This window comes from Prauserella flavalba (assembly GCF_003202235.1).
GTDB classification, from domain to species: Bacteria; Actinomycetota; Actinomycetes; order Mycobacteriales; family Pseudonocardiaceae; genus Prauserella_A; species Prauserella_A flavalba.
In genome coordinates, this window is sequence record NZ_MASU01000024.1 from 1 (window position 1) to 18,727 (window position 18,727).

An 18,727-nucleotide genomic window follows, 5' to 3' on the forward strand; every position below is an offset into this window, starting at 1 on the left:
TACTCCAGCTGTAGTTCGTGATCGGGTGCTGGGTTTTCGTGTCGTCGCTGGTAGTGGCTTTGCCGGGCGTGATGTTGGTGTCGTCGGCGCCAGGTGGACCAGGCCAGGATGTCGGCGACGCGGCGGGCCGGCTTGAGGATGAGCTGGGCGTAGAGGTGCCTGATCTCGTTGCGTGTCAACGGGATCAGGCCCTCGTGCGGTGGTGTGTGGCGGGCATGGGCGGCGGCGATGGCGAGGAAGGCGTGGGCCAGCATGACCAGCGTGGTCCAGCGATACCAGGAGGTCCAGGTGCGGACCTGGTGCTCGTCCAGGCCGGTGAGTTCTTTGCCGGTCTGGAACGTTTCCTCGATCGTCCAGCGACGCCCGGCAACGCGGGCCAGCTTGGCCAGTGAGACCCGGCGGGGGCTGTAACAGCGGTAGAACGCAGTCTCCCCGGTGCGCCGGTTGCGGCGCATCAGGATCCAGTGATAACCGGTGGTGCCCGCGGGGTGCAGCCGGATGCGGGCCCACAGGTAGTAGCGCCGGCCTTTCGCGCCCGCTCCGGCGGAGAGCTTCTGCCAGGCCCGTTTCGGTAGCGCGGCCGCCCGCTCATCAGCTCGCACGCTCTGCCTGCCGGGCCCGGGAATGCGATGGTCGCAGGCCACGGCCAGCACATAGGCCTGTCCGCGTTGTTCGAGCGGATCGCGCAGGCCGGCAGCGTCTTTGCCGTAGGCCTCGTCCCCGGTCACCCACCCCACCCGCACGCCCGCGTCCAACGCCCGGGTGATCATGGCCAACGCGAGCCGGGATTTCGTGGTGAAGCGGGTCGCGGCGGGCACTCCGGCCCGGTCCCGGCGCCGGGGGTCCTCGGCCCAGCTTTCAGGCAAATAGAGCTCGCGGTCGATGAACGTATGCCCGGCCGGGGTGGAATACGTCAGGAACACCGACATCTGTGAGTTCTCGATCCGGCCCGCCGTGCCCGTGTACTGCCGCTGGACTCCGACCGACTCGGTGCCCTTCTTCAGGTCGCCGGTCTCGTCGATGACCAGCATCGCATCCTGATCACCCAGCTGCTCGACCACGACCTCGCGCAGGTCGTCACGAACCCCGTCCGCGTCCCAGCTCGCGCGCGAGAGCAGGTTCTGCATCCCATGCGGGGTCTTGTCCCCGACAGCCTCGGCGATGGTCCAGCAGTTCACCCGAACCAGCCCGGCCAGCAGCCCCTGCACGAACCGCCCCGCGCGGCGACGCGACTCCACCCGCGCGAACCGGTGCCCCATCCGCACGAACATCTCACCCAGCAGCGACTGCCACCCCGCAGGGTCTACGCTGGCAGCCGCGGCCACCACATGATCTTGAGTTGTCTTCACAAACACCATGATCACGTGGTGGCCGCGCCCATCTCACCGGCCCCTCCAGCAAGATCACGAACTACAGCTGGAGTACTAATGTGCGCCCTTGTGTGGGAAGACCGCAGCTCGCGTATCGACCATGAATCGCTGGAACAGCACCTGTGGGAGCAGGTAGCCGATGACTTACGCACCATGATCGGCTCCCGCAAACTGCCACCTGGCGCGAAGCTGCCGAACGAGCGCGAGCTGGCGGAGCTGTACGCGGTGAGCAGGCCGACTACTAGGCGGGCCGTCTTCGAGCTGCGGAAAGAGGGCTTGCTGATCGTGGTCACTGGCAAAGGGACGTTCGTGCGGCGCTGAACGCCCGTGAATCCTGACCAGGGCAAACGTGTGCCGACGATCTCCATTCGTGTGGATGGACGGCCATACAGGCGACTATCCGATGGGGCAATCCCGGTAGCGTCACGACCGACAAGACCTCGCGAAGCCGCGATGCGGGACGAGCTGGATCAGCGCGAGCCTCTAGTCCAGGCATCGCCGATGCACCGACCGGGCCTTCTGCTGGTAGGATTTAAGGCGGTCGTTCAGGCCGAGGGTGGTGCCGGTGAATGCCGTGACGGCGGACACTCTCCGGCCGAGCGGGGCTGTGTTAAACGCCTGTGCTTGGTCGCTAGGTCGCTCGACCCGACCGGCAAGGGCCAGGTCTTGGGGAGGTCAGCGATATCGCCGACCCTCGCCGTCGCGCACAATGGGCGCGATGAAGATCAACTGGGTATGCGTCGGCTGCGGGCCGCCGTGCGGGGACCGTTTTGCTAGCGGCCAGCGTCGGCGATAGTGATGGGCGCAATGCTAGACGCGCAATGTGTACCGGGTGCTCGTAGGTCCGCGAGGGGTATGCGGTGTCGAAGCCAATGCGCCGGACGAGGATCTTCGCCCGGTCGCGGCACGCCGAACTGGTGGTCGTGTCTTTCCGTCCGTTGGCGCGTGTACTCACGGTAGTCGGCTCGACTCGTCGCTTGACCACCTACGATACCGGCGCCAAGACCGTGGCCGATCTCGGCGCCCGCAACCAGCACGACTGACACCCCTGAAAGAGCCTAATCGAATCTGCCGCTGCACTCTACGCCCCTACGTGAGCGGATGATCTTGCTTCGGCACCATCTCGATCGCCGAACTCCGGCCAGTTTGTCAATTGGCCAAAATGGGGCCAGAACGCCTTCGCTCCATTGAGCGCCGGGAGCATCAACCGCCGCGCTGCGGCGAAACACACCAAAGGCCGATAATGGCCGGTGGATTTCCAGAACGGAAGGACAGATTCTGGAACGGGTGACGACCTGGCGGTAGATCTCCTCGAATCGGGAAAGCGTGCGGTTCTCATCGTGGGTGTCGGCGATCCCCCGGCTCGCGGCACCCATGCTGACACGCAGTTCGTCGGAGATCAGGATTCGGCGTAATGCGTCGGCGAGCCCGGCAATGTCGCCCGAGGTGAACAGGAACCCGTTCTCACCTGGTATGACCAGTTGCAGCAGTGCGACAGCGTTAGCTGCAACTACGGGCAGGCCTGATGCCATGGCCTCGAGCGTCGCGATGCTCTGCAGCTCCGCGACTCCTGGCATGGTGAACACGTCGGCGGCGGCGTAGACGGTCGGCAGCTGCTCGTCCGGCACGAAGCCGAGAAAGTGGACGTGCTCGCGCACCTGGAGTCGGGCCGCGAGGCGTTGGGCGCCCCATCTTCCTGAGTTGAATCAGCGCCCGGGCCGCACGGGCGGCGTTGACCTTGTCGCTGATTGCTGCGCCTCCTGGCCGGCGGGTCGCAGGAGAGCGCCGAACTCCGCGACCGCGCTAGCGAGCGCCTCGTCCTGATCGAGCACAACACCGGTGACGTCGTGGTTTCTCGCGGTCCAGTGGGCGGCGTCGGGCGTGGTGAAGAAGTTGATGTGGCCGCAGGTGCGGTCCACCGAGGGGCCGCAGGCATCACCGGTAGTGCCGGCGCAGACGACCGTGGTGTCGGGGTGCCAGCGTGCGGTGTCGTGGTCGACCTGAACGGTCACAGTGCGGTCGGTGCCGGGTTCCGTGCTGGTGACGGTAATCGGGATGCCAAGCATGGCGGAGATACCGAGGGCGTCGATGGCACACATCGCGTATACGGTGCTTTCTGCGCCGTCCCAGGTGACCCGGTGTCGGGTCGGGGCGTGCGAGAACGGGTAGGCGGCGCGGATTTCGCCCCGCTCGTCGACGGCGAGGACGCCACGGCCGGTCAGTACGATCAGTGCCTGGGTCGGTGAACTGCTCGGGGTCGCGGTTGGTTGCCGCCATACAGGTGATGATGTGCTGACCTTAGGGGGTGTGGTGGCCGCCGATGTCGAGGTCGGCGTGCGAATGCGCCGGGTCAGTTGTAACGGCACGTCGTCGCGGAGGGCCTCGTCGACCGTGTTCCCTGCGAGGGTGGGGTTGTCGCACAGCGCGGCCGACTGGTCCGGGTGGCGCGGCAGCGCGAGGGTGCTGTGGCCAAGGAGGTTGACGGCGGTTTCGTGGCCGGCGACGAAGCAGCCGCAAGTGTCGCGTTGATCCAGGTTTCGGTGAGCTGCTCGTCCAGTGTCTCTGCTGCGATGAGCGCGGAGATCAGGTCGTCGCCGGCTCGTGGCGACGACGGTCGATGAGCAGCTCGAAGAGCGTGGAGCGAGCCCAGTTGCCGCGAGCCCCCCGGCGATCAGTAACGACAGGCGGCAACACAGCGCGGGCGATAACCGAGTGCGCGGCCGGCCAGGGGCGTGCGCTTGCTCCCGTGATCGGGATCGGTGGACATCACGAAGCCGCATCCTTTCGCTCTGGCTCAGGCGCGGGGGTGATGCGCATGCAGGCGGCCAGGGCGGCGGCGTTGTCGGCGGCCAGCGAGCGGGCCAGCAGCACCAGTTCGGCCACCCGCAGGTCGGTCACTTTGTAGTGCGCGAACCGGCCCCGCCGGCGCACCTGCACATACCCGCAGTCCGACAAGCACCCCAGGTGGGTGGACACCCGTCCCTGCGACAGGCCAACCTGCGCCACGCACTCGGTGACCGTGTGCTCCTTGTGCAGCAGGAACTCCAGCAACCGCAGCCGCACCGGGTCGCCCAGGGCGCGGAAGAACTTGGCCACCATCTCCACCCCGTTCGGCTCGGTGGGCAGCAACGTGGCCGGGGGCTCCGGGACTGCAGCCATGGGTTTGCCGTCCTCACATCGGATATGCAACGTATGCGGATGAACGGATACCAGGCTAGCATCGTCGTATCCGCTAGGGCGAATACGTCCAGTGGTTGGCGATCGGACGACGAACGGAGAGGGGCACAGGGATGCCGTACGACCTGGCGGTGACCGGCTCGGGCGGGGGCGCGTTCGCAGCGGCGATCGCGGCCCGAAACAAGGGCCGCACGGTGGTGATGATCGAGCGCAACACCGTCGGCGGCACCTGCGTCAACACCGGATGCGTGCCGTCGAAGGCGCTGCTGGCCGCCGCCGAGGCCCGCCATATCAGCCTGGACGGCCGGTTCCCCGGCATCAGCGTCACCCCGTTCGGCGTCGACCTGCCCCGCCTGATCGACGCGAAGCGGGACTTGGTCGACTCGCTGCGGGCGGAGAAATACACCGACCTGGCCGCCGAGTACGGCTGGGACATCCTCGAGGGAACCGCCACCTTCGCCACCGACGAGCACGCCGACCCGGTGTTGCGGGTCGATCTCGCCGCCGGGGGCACGCAGGCCGTGGTGGCCGAGCACTACCTGATCGCCACCGGCTCGACCCCGTGGGCACCTCCGATCGACGGGCTCGCCGAAGCTGGCTATCTGACCTCCACCACCGCGATGGAAGTCGACACGCTACCCGCGTCGATGATCGTGATCGGGGGCAACGCGATCGGCCTGGAACAAGCCCAGCTGTGGAACCGGCTCGGCGTCCAGGTGATCGTCGTGGAGGCGTTGGATCGGCTGGCGCCGTTCGAGGAACCCGAGAACTCCGAGGTGATCGCCGAGGTGTTCGCCCGCGAAGGCATCGGCGTGGTCACCGGCGCTACCGTCACCCGCACCGACCGGGACGACACCGGCTACCGGGTGACGCTGACCGGCACCGACGGCCAGCCCACGCAGCTGCGGGCCGAGCAATTGCTGGTGGCCACAGGCCGCCGCCCGGCCACCGCCGGCCTCAACCTGGACGCGGTTGGGGTCAAGACCGGATCACGCGGTGAGGTTGTGGTCGACGAGCACCTGCGCACCGACAACCCCCGCATCTGGGCCGCCGGGGACGTCACCGGCCATCCGCAGTTCGTCTACGTCGCCGGAGCCCACGGCACCCTCGTGGCCGACAACGCCTTCGACCACGCCGGACGGACGCTGGACTACCACCACCTGCCGCGGGTCACGTTCACCAGCCCCGCGATCGCCTCGGCCGGGCTGACCGACGCCCAGGCAGTCGAGCAGGGCTACGCCTGCGAGTGCCGGGTCCTGCCGCTGGAGTACGTGCCGCGGGCACTGGTCAACCGCGACACCCACGGCCTGATCAAACTCGTCGCCGAACAAGGCACCGGCCGCCTGCTCGGCGCGCACGTGATCGCCGAAGGCGCCGGGGACGTGATCGCCACCGCCGTGTACGCCCTCGCCAATGACATGACCGTGCAGCAGATGGCCGACCTGTGGTGCCCGTACCTGACCATGGCCGAAGGCATCAAACTCGCCGCGCAAACCTTCACCCGCGATGTGTCAAAACTGTCCTGCTGCGCATCCTGACCGAACGATTCGCCCGCACCACGCCGGGTAGTCACTGCCTGAACGGACGCCACGCATCGGGGAGGAGTTCTCCTGACAAGCACAATCCGGGGCTTGGCCGACGATCTGGCCCTTGGGCCACTTCGGGGTATGCGGCGACGAAGGTGAAGGAACCAGTCAGCATGACGCTCTACCGGTGACGCCTTGTTTCTCGTATCCGGTGACCTGACCGGGTCGGACTTCTCGCGGACCGCGACCGCCGTGTGCTCGTCGGTGCATGGGCGGTCGCGCCACTGGCGGCCGAGTGGATCCACCAGGCCGCCCTGGCCGTCCGCGCCGCCGTTCCCGTCAGCGAGGGATGCTGCTCGTCGTAGCGCTGGACGGCGCGCCGCTGCAGCCACCGCAAGCACCGCAGGCAAACCCCGATCTCGCGATGCTGTCCCAGGCGAACCAGCTCCGCCTCGGGGTACTCGGTGCCGCAGCACCAGCACCCCGTCGCCGAAGCCCGTGCCTGTTCAGGCTGCGCCGACACCAGGATCACCTCCAGCCCCGCAATGATGTGCGCTGAGACCACCATCCCACTAGATGCGGCTATCCGGCTGCGGGTCTATGCTGTGCGAACGGACTGGCTCGGCGGTCGTGCCGCAGAGCTCCCGGACATCCTCTCTGCTTCGACGGCGAGCTCTGCGTGCCGCGCCTGCCGTCTACCAGTCGTCCGCCAGGAGACATCTGTTGACCAGCTACAGCGTTCTGCCCTCCGGTCCCCGCCCCACCGTCATCGCCACCTGGCCCGGCGAATGGTCCGACCACAGTGTCAAGGTCACCACCCTCGCCGACACTGACCAGGCCAGCGAACTCGCGCACGTCCTCACCCGCCTCTCGGAAGGGGCGTGGGACGCCGCCGCCTGGCTGGACACCTACTCCGCGATCGAGGCCGGCCTGACCACGCTCATCGACCAACTGCGCGCACCGGCGGACAAGATCAGTGAGATCCACCTGCCCGAAGGCGGTTACCGGCACACCGACCAGTGGAGCTTCACTGACGTCAAAGGACCTGCCAGCGGCCGAACCGCCCGCGTCCGTGAACGCGATGACCCGCGCCCAGCGGCTCACGATCGCCGACGAACTGTCCTCTGACGCCGCCAGCCGCACGCAGGCGTTGCGTCTCCTGCCGACCGGACAGGATCCCGCCGCGACCTCCCGTGCTTGGCAGATTTGCGAGGTCACCCGATCACTGCGCAACGGCCAAACCGGTCCGCTCCCCGAAGGTGCCGCCGCGTGGTTGGTCCGTGGCTGGGGACCGGATCGCTCACCGGCCGAGCGGTGGGCGGCCCGCGATCGGTTGGTGCGTATCGAGCAACTGGTCTCCGCGTGTCAGGCGCACGGCGGCCGGGCAGCGGCGGAAGACGACCCGATGCTCGCCCACCTTCGTGGTGCCCGTACGCCGTGGAAATGGTCGACGACGAGGTCTTCTATGTTTCCGTGCACGACGGACATCGCAACTCGTGGGATACCAGCCCATACGCACCGATGACCGTCACCCGTGCCGGTAATCGCAACCGTGAATCGGAGATCCTTCGGCGCGCTCGACCCGACCGACGACGACGGATTCGTCCGGACGCTCGGTGAGTGGACCCGGCTCGTGCCGTACCACCGCTGACCGGCCTGCCGCTTCAAACGATCAAGCCGCCAGCGTGCATGCGTCGGAGTCTCTCGGATTCGATCTCGTCCTCGGCCAACTCGACTGTCGCGTCCTCCCCAGCTTCAGAGCGCACAGACCCGCAAGCCGCCGTGCCCTCTCAGCGTCAATTCCAGTCACGTGCGCCGCGTGTCAGCGGAGATCGGCCTCGGGTCGATCGCCGGGTGCTCGGCCCGCCGCGCCTGTCCTACATACGCCGGTTGCCGGGGCTGTGGGAGGGACGTCATACTCGCGTTTGGACGAACTCGAATCCCCGGTGACGGACTTGCTGTGGTAAGCTGACCAGCCGTCAAGGTTGGTGCTGAGCCGGGAAAGCCAACCTCGCAATTGACATCGCCGGCAGCGGTGATGTGTCACTGACGCGGCCAGCTTGGATCCATCCCTCGATGGTCTCAATCCTGCTGGATGCCTGCGGCGATGGCATCTGCGTTGGCAAGCAGAGTCTTCACCGCGTTAGTTTGTGCTGCCTCGCGTCGGTAGGCAAGCTGTACGTCGAGCGACCACCGTGGCAACGTGAGCGACAACTCGACGATAGTTCCAGCCCGCAGTGAATCCACTGCCGCGAATTCAGGAATGATTGCCACATAATCCTGTTTGATCGCCAACTCGATCGCGACTGAGGGTAGTCCAAGAAGTTGGACCGGGCGTTCCGGCGGTCGTCGCGGATATTCGAAGATCTCGGCAAGTATATCCGCGTCTGGATTCCAGCGATAGACGGCAATCCGTGAGGTACTTAGCGCATCGATACTTACCGAAGGTTGCTCGGCCAACGGATGTCGGGGATGGCTCACGGTGAGCAGTCTGGAGCGGCACAAGTTGTGCGCCGTGATGCTTGCCGGAAAAGCCTGATTGATGACCAGTCCGATATCCGCTGTTCCATCCAGTAAAAGGTCGATTACTTCACGACTGTGGGCGACTCGGCAGTGCGCTTGTAACGACGAATCGCTCAAGATCTTGAGTACCGGTGGGAAGAGTTCCGTTCCCAGGCTGGCGGGCGCGGCAAGAATGAGCCGGCTGGATGCCTCGGTTCCCACTGCCTGGTGAGCCTCGCCGAGTAAGTCGAGACAGCGACGTGCGTAAGGCACCAGTCGTTCTCCGGCTGGGGTGAGCGTTGACCCGCGGGCTGTGCGTGCGAACAACTGCGTCGTCAGTTTGTGTTCCAGCGTGGCGATGCGTGCGCTCACGGAGGGCGTCGCGAGTCGCAGTTCCCTGGCCGCTGTGCCGAAGCTTCCGGCGCGGGCAACGGTGAGGAATACAACGAGATCGAATGTTTCCAGGCTCTCATGAGTAGCCATAGGCCCAGCCTAACACTGGCGACAGGGAGATGCCACCTACCGCGCTAGCGTACACGCTGCCATGCTGGCGAAACCCGCGCGAAGTCTATATAGGAGCACCTAACGGGCAGATCGGAGACTCCGATGGCAAAGCGTTCTCCTCGATTGAAAACACTGATGGCAGCGGCGCTATCGCTCGCGCTGGTCAGTACGTCCTGCGGGACCAATTCCGGGGCCGTTGGTTCGAACAATTCTGCGGGCCTGCCGACCACTTTGGTGGTCGCTACGGGTGACTACAAGGTTCCGACGAGCTTCTTGAACAAGAAGGGCGAGCTGGACGGGTTGAACGTGGACCTCACCAGGGCGTTGGGCCGTCGGCTCGGCGTCGAGATGAAGCTGGTGGCCGTTCCGTTCGACGCTGTGATTCCCGGTATACAATCCGGCCGGTTTGACACCGCTCTCTTCAATGTGAGCGATACGCCGGAGCGGCGCGCGGTCGTCGACCTTGTCGACTACGCGCCATCGGGCACTGTGATTGTGACACGAAAAAATGATCGTAAGGGGATCACGGCCAACCCACTTACCCTATGTGGCCGGACAGTCGCGGTGAAGGCGGGGCAGACCGAGTTTAATATCCTGAACAAGGACGTGTCGCCGAAATGCAAAGAGACGGGCGAACCTGCGATCAATTTCCAGACTTTCAAGGACGACAACGGCTTGGAATTCGCCGTGGAGACTGGGCGTGCCGACGCCTTCCTCGGGGGCACCACGGTGACGCCCTACTTCGTCAGCAGGAACTCTGACACGTTCGAGATCGTGGGCAAACTGCCGATTGCGCTGGATCCGCTGGGTATGCCCTTCGCGAAGGGGCGCGATGACCTGGTGGGTGCCGTGCTCGCTGCATGGAAGGAGATATGGCAGAGCGGTGAGTACGAGCGGATCGCGAAGAAGTGGTCACTGCAATCAATTGTTCCAAAGGATATCTCGTTGTTCACCGTGAACGGGGGCGACAAGTCATGACATCGCTTACCGAAAGCCGGGAGACGTCGCTCGACCGCGATCGGGCTACCGCCGAGGACTTCGAGGTCAAACCGGGCCTGCATATCGTGCGGTGGGTCGTGGCGGGCGTGGTTCTCCTCTTTGCTGCGCAACTGGTATACGGCGCGGCGACCAATCCTCGGCTGTCCTGGGACATCGTGGCCGACTACTTCTTTGACCCGCAGATACTTGATGGCCTGCTCGTCACCTTGGGATTGACGATGGTCTCACAGGTGCTTGCAACTGTCATCGGGCTCACCGTGGCGCTCATGGCGCTGTCACACAATCCGGTGCTCGTGGCGGTCGCTCGCATCTACGTCGCTGTGTTTCGGACAGTTCCCACGATGGTGCAGATGTTGTTCTGGTACTACCTTGCGGCCGTCGTACCAGTCTTGTCGATTGGCATCCCATTTGGTCCGGACCTTGTCACACTCGACACAAACTCGGTAATGACTCAGTTCGCAGCGGCATTGCTCGGTCTCGCACTTGGCGAGGCAGCGTTCTTGGCGGAGTACTTCCGTGGTGGAATCATCTCGGTACCGCGTGGGCAGATCGACGCAGCTGCGGCTTGTGGACTGACACCGGCGTGCACATTCCGCCGCATCGTGCTTCCGCAGGCGCTCAGGGTGATCCTGCCTGCCTATGGCAATGCCATGATTATTAACATCAAGAACACCTCGCTAGTCTTCGTAATCGGGGCCGGCGACTTGATGACGCGCGCCCAGCTCATCTACTCCCAGAACTTCCAGCAGATTCCGCTCTTGATTGTTGTCAGCGGCTGGTACATGGTGATCGTCTTGCTGCTCACCTGGCTGCAACGTCGTATCGAGGTTCGATATTCACGGGGTTATGGAGACCGACCGGCGCCCGGAAGAGTGTGGTCCTGGCTCCGTGAGAACCTGAGTACGCGGCCGAGGAGCGTGCGATGAGTGGAAGTATTGTGGTTCGGGCCGTTGGTGTTCATAAATGGTACGGCGATGTGCACGCGCTACGCGGCGTCGATCTCGATGTCCCCCGAGGAAGCGTGGTCTGCCTCCTCGGGCCCTCAGGCTCAGGTAAGAGCACCCTTTTGCGTTGTATCAATCGACTTGAAGTACCGACTTCCGGCGGTGTAGAAATCGAAGACGATTGTATCGGCTACAAGCGGGAGCCGGGACGTCTCCGTCCGTGCAGTTCACGGCGTCTTGCGGCGCAACGTCGCTGCACCGGGATGGTCTTCCAGCAGTTCAACCTGTTTGCGCATATGACGGTTCTGCAGAACGTGATGGAGGGCCAGACAAGCGGTCTGGGTACGCCGAAGGCGCAAGCCCGTGAGCGCGCGTTCGAACTGCTGGACGGCGTTGGTCTTGTGGACAAGGCCGACCATTACCCAGGGCATATCTCCGGAGGTCAGCAACAGAGAGTTGCGATCGCGCGTGCCCTCGCATCGAATCCCAAGGTGCTGCTGTTCGACGAGCCGACCTCGGCGCTTGATCCTGAACTCGTGGGCGAGGTCCTCGCAGTGATGCGATCGCTCGCGCAGGAGGACGTGACGATGATCGTGGTGACCCACGAGATCGAATTTGCGGCAGAGGTCGCGACGGAAGTGCATTTCATGTGCGATGGCTCAATTGTTGAGAGCGGAAACCCGCGCCAGGTGATCGACGCGCCACAGCAGGAGCGCACACAGTACTTCCTCGCTCATATGAGGAAACGTCGCAGTGCGGACACAAAAGCATAGAACTTATCGTGAGTAAATACCACGACAGAAGGGGCTGGAAGCAGTTGACCATTTCAGATCTGGCGAGTTGGAGTGTTGCGAATTCCAGAGCGCGACGTTGCAAACGGTGGTCGCTATATCCGGCAGAAATCATCGACCTGACCGTTGCCGAGATGGACCTGCCGGTGGCGGAACCGATCATGGCTGCCGTACGCGACGCGGTTGATCGCCAGGCCTTCGGGTATCCGCTTCCCGGGCACGACAGCGAGTTGCCGGCCGCCGCAGCGGAATGGCTAACCGCACAAGGTCTGGCGGTACAACCCGAACACGTCAACCTCATTTCGGATGTCATCAAAGGGATGGTGCTTGGCCTCAGACATTTCGCTCCTCCGCATACTCCTGTCGTGGTTATCACGCCTACGTACAGTCGTTTTCTGGACGCGGTCGAGGCCGCGCAACGACAGGTGATAGAGGTGCCGATGCTACTCGGTGAGAACGGCTACAGCCTGGATGTTCCGGAGATCGAAAAGGCTCTTCGGCAGGGCGCGCGGACCGTGCTGCTGTGCAATCCGAGTAATCCTGTGGGCCGGGTCTTCAACCATAGCGAGCTAGCTGAGCTCAGCGTGCTCGTAGAGCGGTTCGGCGCACGCGTCATCAGCGACGAGGTCCATTCGCCGCTTCGGTACGGGACGAAGTTCGTGCCTTACGCGAGCGTAAGTTCGGCGGCGGCGGAGCATTCGATAACACTGACAAGTGCTAGCAAGGCGTGGAACATCCCAGGACTACGCTGTGCGATCATGGTGCTAACGAATCCGGCGGATCAGCTCACCTGGGACGTACTGCCGCGCGCGTCAAAGGGGGGCATCTCGCCTCTCGGGATCGAGGCCTCTACCGCTGCCTTCAAACAAGGGCAGCCATGGTTGAACGAAGCGATCAAACTGCTTGACGTCAACCGGCTGGCAGTCGGCGACTATCTGAAAAGGGCCGGGTTGGGGGGGGTCATGTGTATGCCGGAGGCGACCTACCTCGCCTGGTTTGACCTACGCGAGTTCGGCCATCCGGACCCCCAGCGCTACCTGATGGAGAACGCCGGTGTGGCTACCACTAGCGGTGACGAGCACGGCGTCGGCGGCGCTGGATTCGTCAGGGTGAACTTCGCGACTCCCCAGAGCGTTCTGCTGGACGCCTTGGAACGGATGACAAGTGCGCTACGTAGGTCGCCGACCCGGAACTCGTCCTGATTGCCCGCAGATTGACGATTGACCTCATCCTGGGCCGAGTGTTGTCGGCCGTAGCAACGTCGCGTACCTGTCGGCCGGGCTTTGGTGAGTGGCTGGCCCCTGCGCCGGAGCGGTGATGAACAGAGATGAAGACTCCGATGGAAGGAAAAGTGTCGTTGTGGAATCAAATTTTGCCAAATCGGTAATCGGCGATGTGCGGGTGCATCTCGTGCGATTGCCGGGTATGACGAACGTCTTCCGAGAGGAAGCAGCGATTGTCGAAGTGCAGACAGAAGACGGCGTCAGCGGTTGGGCAGAGGCGAATGGCCTGCTGCTTGCGCTCAAGGCGCACGTAGAGGCGGACCGTCCGCATCCACGCGATCGCGGCCCGCGGGCCGCGCTGGTGGGCCAGCAGTTCGCTGATGTCCATGCTGCGGTGGAGGCGCTCCGCAGCAACACAACGTTGTCTGGACGTTCCGGGCTCGGTCGTGTAGCCAATGGTGCGATTGAGACGGCGCTGTTCGATCTCGCCGGTCGACTCGACGGCGTGCCCGCCTGGCACCTACTTCTAGGGTCGGCCGAAGGTCCCGAGCAGCACGTCATTACTCCCTACATCACGATCTTCAATCGTGGCAGCTACCCCGATGTGGTTGCCAAGGCGAAGGAAGATATCGACCGTGCCAGGAGCTTCGGGTACCGACATTTCAAGATCGAAGCAACCAGTTACAACACCGACGAACGTCAGGCGGTGACGATTGTCGATGAGGTGCGCTCTCACGTCGGTGACTCCGTGACGTTGTTCGTCGATAATGTTTACCGGTGGGCCGAGTATACCGCCGGCGCGGAGGCCGCGAAGGCGTACAAGTCATTGGGCGCCGAGTTTCTCGAGGACCCTTTTCTGCCGGAGCAGTGGGAATGGTGGCGGCGCCTTCGAGACGAGGTCGGTCTGCCGCTCGCGACGGGCGGCGGTATGGAAACGCTGGAACGTTTCTTAGCGCAGATGGAGTTCGCGAACACGGACATCTTGCAACCAGGCGCGCATGTGGCCGGCTTGCTGGGGGCGCACGAGGTAGCGCAGGCGGCTGCGAAGCGGGTCAGGAGTATCACGCCGTTTGGCGTATCGGCAACGACACTCGCAACAGGCGGTGCGCTCCACTTGGCCGCCGCAAATCCGAACGTGAAATACATTGAGTACGCTCCAGCGAATCTGTTTAGGGTATTGCGTCTGAGGTCGGACGTAACACCCGACGAGCCGGAATTGCGGCCCGACGGCACGTTCCTGGCGCCCACAACCCCGGGTATCGGAGTCGACTGCGACACGGACGCCATCGACAAGTACCGGGTGTCGGGGTAGCCAGCTGGCGGACGCTAGCTGGGTGACTAGCCGCAGGGTCGCCGGGTGTGTCGGCACCTGGCGGCCTTTGCGTGCGTACGCCGGGCTACCTGACCGGATCTGCGCCGGACATGGTGCCCGCGCGAATCTCAGGAGAGGTCGGGCGTCCGTCGTAGTCGCAGCAATGGCCCTCAGCCTCGACCCTGTGTGTCAACAAGGGGCGGAAAGGGGAGGACGGCCGTCCCATTCCTACATCCCGGCGACCACGTTGGCGGTGATCCCGGAGGCTGGTTCGTAGCGCCGGTTGGAGATGGTCCGCCGTTGACGTGTGCGGCCAGCCACCAGGGTCAGTGAACCCTTGAACGCGCAGTCCGCCCAGCGTGGCGCGGCACAATAGGCTCGAGTTCGTGGCAACGGCTGTCGGACAGCTCCGGGAGAGACCGAACGGCTACCCGCATGTCTGGGGTCTAGGTGTGCTGTTCGGGGACGTTGGTGATGGGCTGACACGCTGAGGATGATCTTGATATGGGTGAGGACCTCCGGGTTCGGTGTGGATTGCGACATCAACACCCGAACACCAGGAGGTCCTCGATGGTCCACCGTAACGCCTCGTTGACCCCGACGGGCCGGCTGCGGCTTGCCCTGTGTGTCGTGGAGCAGGGATGGTCGCTGCGTCGGGCAGCGGAGCGGTTTCAGGTCAGTCACACCACCGTGGCCCGCTGGGTGGGCCGTTATCGCCAACACGGCCCGGCGGGGATGAACGACCGGTCCAGCCGGCCGCATCACAGCCCGAACCGCACGTCGCCTGAGGTGGAGGCTCTGGTCGTCATGTTGCGGCAGGAGCACAAGATCGGCCCGGTTCGCCTGTCGGTGCGGGCTGGGGTGGCGCCCTCGACCGCCCATGCGATCCTGCGGCGCCACGGGGTGCCGGTGCTGGCCGCGTGTGACCGCGCCACCGGCGAGCCGATTCGCCGCTACGAACGCGCCACTCCGGGCGAGCTGGTACACGTCGATGTCAAGAAACTCGGCCGTATCCCCGACGGTGGTGGGCACAAGGTCCTGGGCCGTGCCCAAGGCCGAGCCAACCAGGTCCGCACCGCCGGCGGCGGCTACCTCTGTCTGCACACCGCTCTGGATGATCACTCGCGCCTGGCCTACACCGAGATCCTGCCCGACGAGAAAGCCGCCACCTGCGCAGCCTTCCTACGCCGTGCGCACGCCTGGTTCGCCAGCCACGGCATCACCATCGAGCGGGTGCTGACCGACAACGCCTGGGCCTACCGCAAAACCACCTGGCACACCACCTGCACCGACCTGCACATCACACCCCGCTTCACCCGCCCCTGGCGACCCCAGACGAACGGGAAGGTGGAACGCTTCCACCGCACCCTGCTCGACGAATGGGCCTACCACCAGCCCTACACCTCAGAAACCCAACGACAAGCCGCCTTCCCCGACTGGCTCGACTGGTACAACTACCACCGACCCCACACCGGCGTCGGCGGCAACACCCCCGCCAGCCGCGGAACCAACCTCACCGAACAGCACATCTAGGGCGGTATCCCTCCCAGATGACGAGTTGACCGAGGGGCTCACGCTGCGGGCAGACCGCAATCCGCCTGCGGCCCGGCGTCGTCGCCGAGCTGCACTACGACAACAGTCTGGTACGTGCTTGGGCGTTGGATGAGCGAACCGGCTCCCCAACCGGGCGCCTTCACCGCCGATCTGGACGCGGCGACGAGATCGCCCTCGGCGCTGTCGCCACGTCGCTCGTTGCGGCTGAACTGCTCCACGGCAGGCCGTTGCGCTCGGTCGACTCGAACGTCACCGTGGTGGACTTGTGCGCGGCCCCATCCTTCGCCCGTGTCGCGGCTGTGAGTGCGGCGCGGGCTCCGGCTGCCGACTGCGACCGTCGAGATGAACCGGCCCCTGTCTAGCTCGCCGTTGACGCCCATCCTCGTAGCGTTGATCTGATACACCTCATCGGCCAGTACCCGGAAGGAGCGGGATGGTGGGGAAACCGTGCGAGTGAGTGGCGCGGGTAGCCTTGGATCTACGACCTGTGTACCAATCAACATTTCACACTCAAGCAGAACCCACTGCGCCGTCAACACCTGGACGATTTCGTCGAGCGCTACGCGTCCGAAACGCCACGCTCCGAGCGGATCGAGTCCGAACGATTCAGGCCGTTCATCTATGACGCCCTTCTCGCGCGCGACAAGGTCAACCTCGACATCACGTGGCTCCGTGATGAGTCACTCGAAGACACCGACAACCTTCCAGCCCCACACCTCATCGCCCGCGAGATCATCGAGGACCTCACCGCCGCACTGGTCGAACTCGAAGTCGTCGCTGCGGCGCTCGAACTGTCATCCGGCGGAATGTCCGACTGAAGAATGACTCGGACATCGAGAGTCCTCCGGTCAATGCTTGTCAGGGGGACTGTTTCACGGACGGTGTTTCCGACCGACACGCCGGGCGTGAGTTCGGCGGGACGGACACTGTGAGTGATGACATCTGATGCTGTGAGCGCATCGAGGAAGACCAACAAGCAGGAGCAACAGCTGTCGGCGGAGCAGGCGGGCCGCAGCCGAGCTGGTGGCGCAGGCGCGCGAGCGTGGGCTGGAGCTGACCGGGCCGGACGCGCTGTTGAAGATGTTCACCAAGAATGTGCTGGAAACGGCGCTGAACGAGGAAATGACTGAGCATCTCGGTCAAGAGAAGAACCATGCCGAGTTTGGACGGGACTCGTCGAATGTGCGTAATGGTACGCGGTCGAAGACGGTGATCTCGGACGCCGTGGGCGAGGTGGAGGTCGAGGTTCCGCGTGGTCGGGAATCGACGTTCGAGCCGAAGATTGTGAAGAAGCGTCAGCGTCGATTGACCGATGTCGATGAGATCGTGTTGTCGCTGTATGCGAAAGGTCTCACCAGGGGGAGATTTCTGCGCATTTCGCTGAAATCTATGGCGCCTCGGTGTCGAAGGAAACCGTCTCACGGATCACCGACAAGGTGGTCGCCGAGATGCAGGAGCGGGCCAGCCGTCCGCTCGATTCCGTGTACGCCGCGGTGTTCATTGACGCGATCGTGGTCAAGGTGCGTGATGGGCAGGTGACCGACCGGCCGTTCTACGCCGCTGTCGGCGTCACCACGGACGGCTGCAAGGAGGTCCTGGGCCTGTGGGCCGGCAGCGGCGGCGAGGGCGCCAAATTCTGGATGAGTGTTCTCGTGGACCTGAAAACCGGGGTGTTAAAGACGTTTTCTTTCTCGTCTGCGACGGGCTGAAAGGACTGCCCGAGGTCGTGGAGAACGTCTGGCCGAGCACGATCGTCCAGAACTGCATCATCCACTTGATTCGCAACTCATTCCGGCTCACCTCGAAGAAGTACGTGAAAGATTCACATGCCGTTGACAACTCGGCCGAGTGAATCGTGCCGCTGCTGAAGTCGTGCTCAGGTGCAGTGCCGCCTCATGGATGCCTCGCGAGCGCCGTGTTGTCCGCTCTGGTTCAGATCTTGATGTCGCCGGTCTAATCGCCCGCACCAACCCGGCCGACTTCGGGCAACGGAGACGTCCCACCGGCCCGCGTCGACCAGGTGTACAGCAGGTCAGGCTCATGATGACGAGCCGGGCGGGGGAACGTCACGGTGATGGCGACGCAAAAGGGTGCGTGCGGCCTCAACACGCTAGTTGATCGTGACGCGCCATCGCTGTTCCGCATCTACGACTACCTACTCAGCGGCGGGCACAATTTGGCCGCCGACCGGCTCGTGGCCGACAAGATCGCAGCTCTGGTGCCCGAATGTGGCGTGCCATCGCTGGGGCCCACCTCGCCGCGCATCCTCGGCGCGACCTCGCGCTTCTGATCACCGGCCTGCGCCACCATCCCGCCAAGGCTTCATCCGGCGCCTTGGATTCGCACGAGCTGCCTGTCGGAGGAGTGCTGCAGATGAGCGACGAGGACCTCGACGTCACCACCGCCCGGCTGTACCGCGGCCTGGTTGAGCAGCCCGGCGCCGAGTTCACCGCCAACCCGCTGGCCGCCGGCCTGGAAGTCCCGGTGACCGAGGTCGAGCGAGTACTCGGACGGTTGCTGGAGGCCAACCTCGTCACCGAGACCGGTGACGAGCGCTACCGGCTGTACGACCTGGTGCGCGACCACGTGACGCCCCTGACCGACCAGGACGACGAGGCCCGCGCGCCTCGCGGTACGTCGTCGGATGATCGAGTGGTACCTGCGGCGCACCGCGGCGGCCGACAAGGTCATCAACCCGTTCCCCCGTCGGTTCAGCCCCGTCTACTTTAGCCTCGACACCCGGGATGTTCCCCGACGCCAAGGCCGCCCTGGACTGGGTCGAGACCGAACGAGGCAACCTCCTGGCCGCACAACAGGTTGCCGCC

General features: G+C 64.4%; 16 protein-coding genes and 2 pseudogenes. 13 read left to right on the plus strand and 5 right to left on the minus strand.

Annotation, left to right across the window (positions count from 1 at the left end):
- Positions 1-1,271, minus strand: a 1,271-nt coding sequence (locus BA062_RS37395; protein WP_245960024.1) for an IS701 family transposase, incomplete at its 3' end; no start/stop codon positions are given.
- A gap of 168 nt (positions 1,272-1,439) precedes the next feature.
- On the opposite strand from BA062_RS37395, the gene BA062_RS37400 reads away from it, so the two are divergent.
- Together BA062_RS37400 and BA062_RS39635 are read left to right on the plus strand one after the other, a co-directional pair.
- A complete protein-coding gene (locus BA062_RS37400; RefSeq protein ID WP_228714200.1) occupies positions 1,440-1,691 on the plus strand; it encodes a winged helix-turn-helix domain-containing protein in 252 nt (83 codons plus the stop codon).
- A gap of 539 nt (positions 1,692-2,230) precedes the next feature.
- Complete coding sequence (locus BA062_RS39635; protein ID WP_137096681.1) at positions 2,231-2,413, plus strand: hypothetical protein; 183 nt, start codon at positions 2,231-2,233, stop codon at positions 2,411-2,413.
- 15 nt (positions 2,414-2,428) lie between these two features.
- On the opposite strand, the pseudogene BA062_RS37405 reads toward BA062_RS39635, so the two are convergent.
- The 3 genes and pseudogenes from BA062_RS37405 to BA062_RS37415 form a co-directional block, all read right to left on the minus strand.
- Positions 2,429-3,040 (minus strand): annotated as a pseudogene (locus BA062_RS37405) (glycosyltransferase); the annotation flags it as partial.
- Positions 3,041-3,076: 36 nt separating this feature from the next.
- On the minus strand, positions 3,077-3,736 hold the full coding sequence (locus BA062_RS37410; protein ID WP_206078011.1) for an alkylmercury lyase family protein: 660 nt from the start codon (positions 3,734-3,736) through the stop codon (positions 3,077-3,079).
- Between the two features lie 400 nt (positions 3,737-4,136).
- Entirely contained in the window at positions 4,137-4,529 is a 393-nt protein-coding gene (locus BA062_RS37415; RefSeq protein ID WP_110343879.1) for an ArsR/SmtB family transcription factor, read from the minus strand.
- 131 nt (positions 4,530-4,660) lie between these two features.
- On the opposite strand from BA062_RS37415, the gene merA reads away from it, so the two are divergent.
- Both merA and BA062_RS37430 read left to right on the plus strand, forming a co-directional pair.
- Complete coding sequence (gene merA / locus BA062_RS37420) at positions 4,661-6,085, plus strand: mercury(II) reductase (protein WP_110343880.1); 1,425 nt, start codon at positions 4,661-4,663, stop codon at positions 6,083-6,085.
- A gap of 711 nt (positions 6,086-6,796) precedes the next feature.
- Entirely contained in the window at positions 6,797-7,201 is a 405-nt protein-coding gene (locus BA062_RS37430) for a hypothetical protein (RefSeq protein WP_110343881.1), read from the plus strand.
- A gap of 954 nt (positions 7,202-8,155) precedes the next feature.
- Here BA062_RS37430 and BA062_RS37435 read toward each other — a convergent pair.
- Complete coding sequence (locus BA062_RS37435) at positions 8,156-9,058, minus strand: LysR family transcriptional regulator (RefSeq protein ID WP_110343882.1); 903 nt, start codon at positions 9,056-9,058, stop codon at positions 8,156-8,158.
- A 123-nt stretch (positions 9,059-9,181) separates the two neighbouring features.
- Between BA062_RS37435 and BA062_RS37440 the strand changes: the two genes are divergently transcribed.
- From BA062_RS37440 to BA062_RS37485, 9 genes and pseudogenes are all read left to right on the plus strand, one after another.
- Complete coding sequence (locus BA062_RS37440) at positions 9,182-10,057, plus strand: ABC transporter substrate-binding protein (RefSeq protein ID WP_110343883.1); 876 nt, start codon at positions 9,182-9,184, stop codon at positions 10,055-10,057.
- Entirely contained in the window at positions 10,054-11,004 is a 951-nt protein-coding gene (locus tag BA062_RS37445; RefSeq protein WP_110343884.1) for an amino acid ABC transporter permease, read from the plus strand. The genes BA062_RS37440 and BA062_RS37445 overlap by 4 nt, the downstream gene beginning before the upstream one ends.
- The gene (locus BA062_RS37450; RefSeq protein ID WP_110343885.1) at positions 11,001-11,795 is read left to right on the plus strand and encodes an amino acid ABC transporter ATP-binding protein; all 795 of its coding nucleotides are present in this window, start codon (positions 11,001-11,003) and stop codon (positions 11,793-11,795) included. The genes BA062_RS37445 and BA062_RS37450 overlap by 4 nt, the downstream gene beginning before the upstream one ends.
- 8 nt (positions 11,796-11,803) lie before the next feature.
- Positions 11,804-13,015: a MalY/PatB family protein gene (locus BA062_RS37455; protein ID WP_137096682.1), complete on the plus strand. Its 1,212-nt coding sequence runs from the start codon at positions 11,804-11,806 to the stop codon at positions 13,013-13,015.
- Between the two features lie 115 nt (positions 13,016-13,130).
- A complete protein-coding gene (locus tag BA062_RS37460) occupies positions 13,131-14,348 on the plus strand; it encodes an enolase C-terminal domain-like protein (RefSeq protein WP_110343887.1) in 1,218 nt (405 codons plus the stop codon).
- Positions 14,349-14,918: 570 nt separating this feature from the next.
- Positions 14,919-15,881 (plus strand): IS481 family transposase, encoded by a 963-nt coding sequence (locus tag BA062_RS37465; protein ID WP_110343888.1) that lies wholly within the window; start codon positions 14,919-14,921, stop codon positions 15,879-15,881.
- A 1,041-nt stretch (positions 15,882-16,922) separates the two neighbouring features.
- A pseudogene (locus BA062_RS37475) lies at positions 16,923-17,712 on the plus strand (IS256 family transposase); the annotation flags it as partial.
- A 264-nt stretch (positions 17,713-17,976) separates the two neighbouring features.
- The gene (locus BA062_RS37480; protein ID WP_110343889.1) at positions 17,977-18,192 is read left to right on the plus strand and encodes an SAM-dependent methyltransferase; all 216 of its coding nucleotides are present in this window, start codon (positions 17,977-17,979) and stop codon (positions 18,190-18,192) included.
- 83 nt (positions 18,193-18,275) lie between these two features.
- The gene (locus BA062_RS37485; RefSeq protein ID WP_110343890.1) at positions 18,276-18,632 is read left to right on the plus strand and encodes a hypothetical protein; all 357 of its coding nucleotides are present in this window, start codon (positions 18,276-18,278) and stop codon (positions 18,630-18,632) included.
- Positions 18,633-18,727 lie beyond the last annotated feature (95 nt).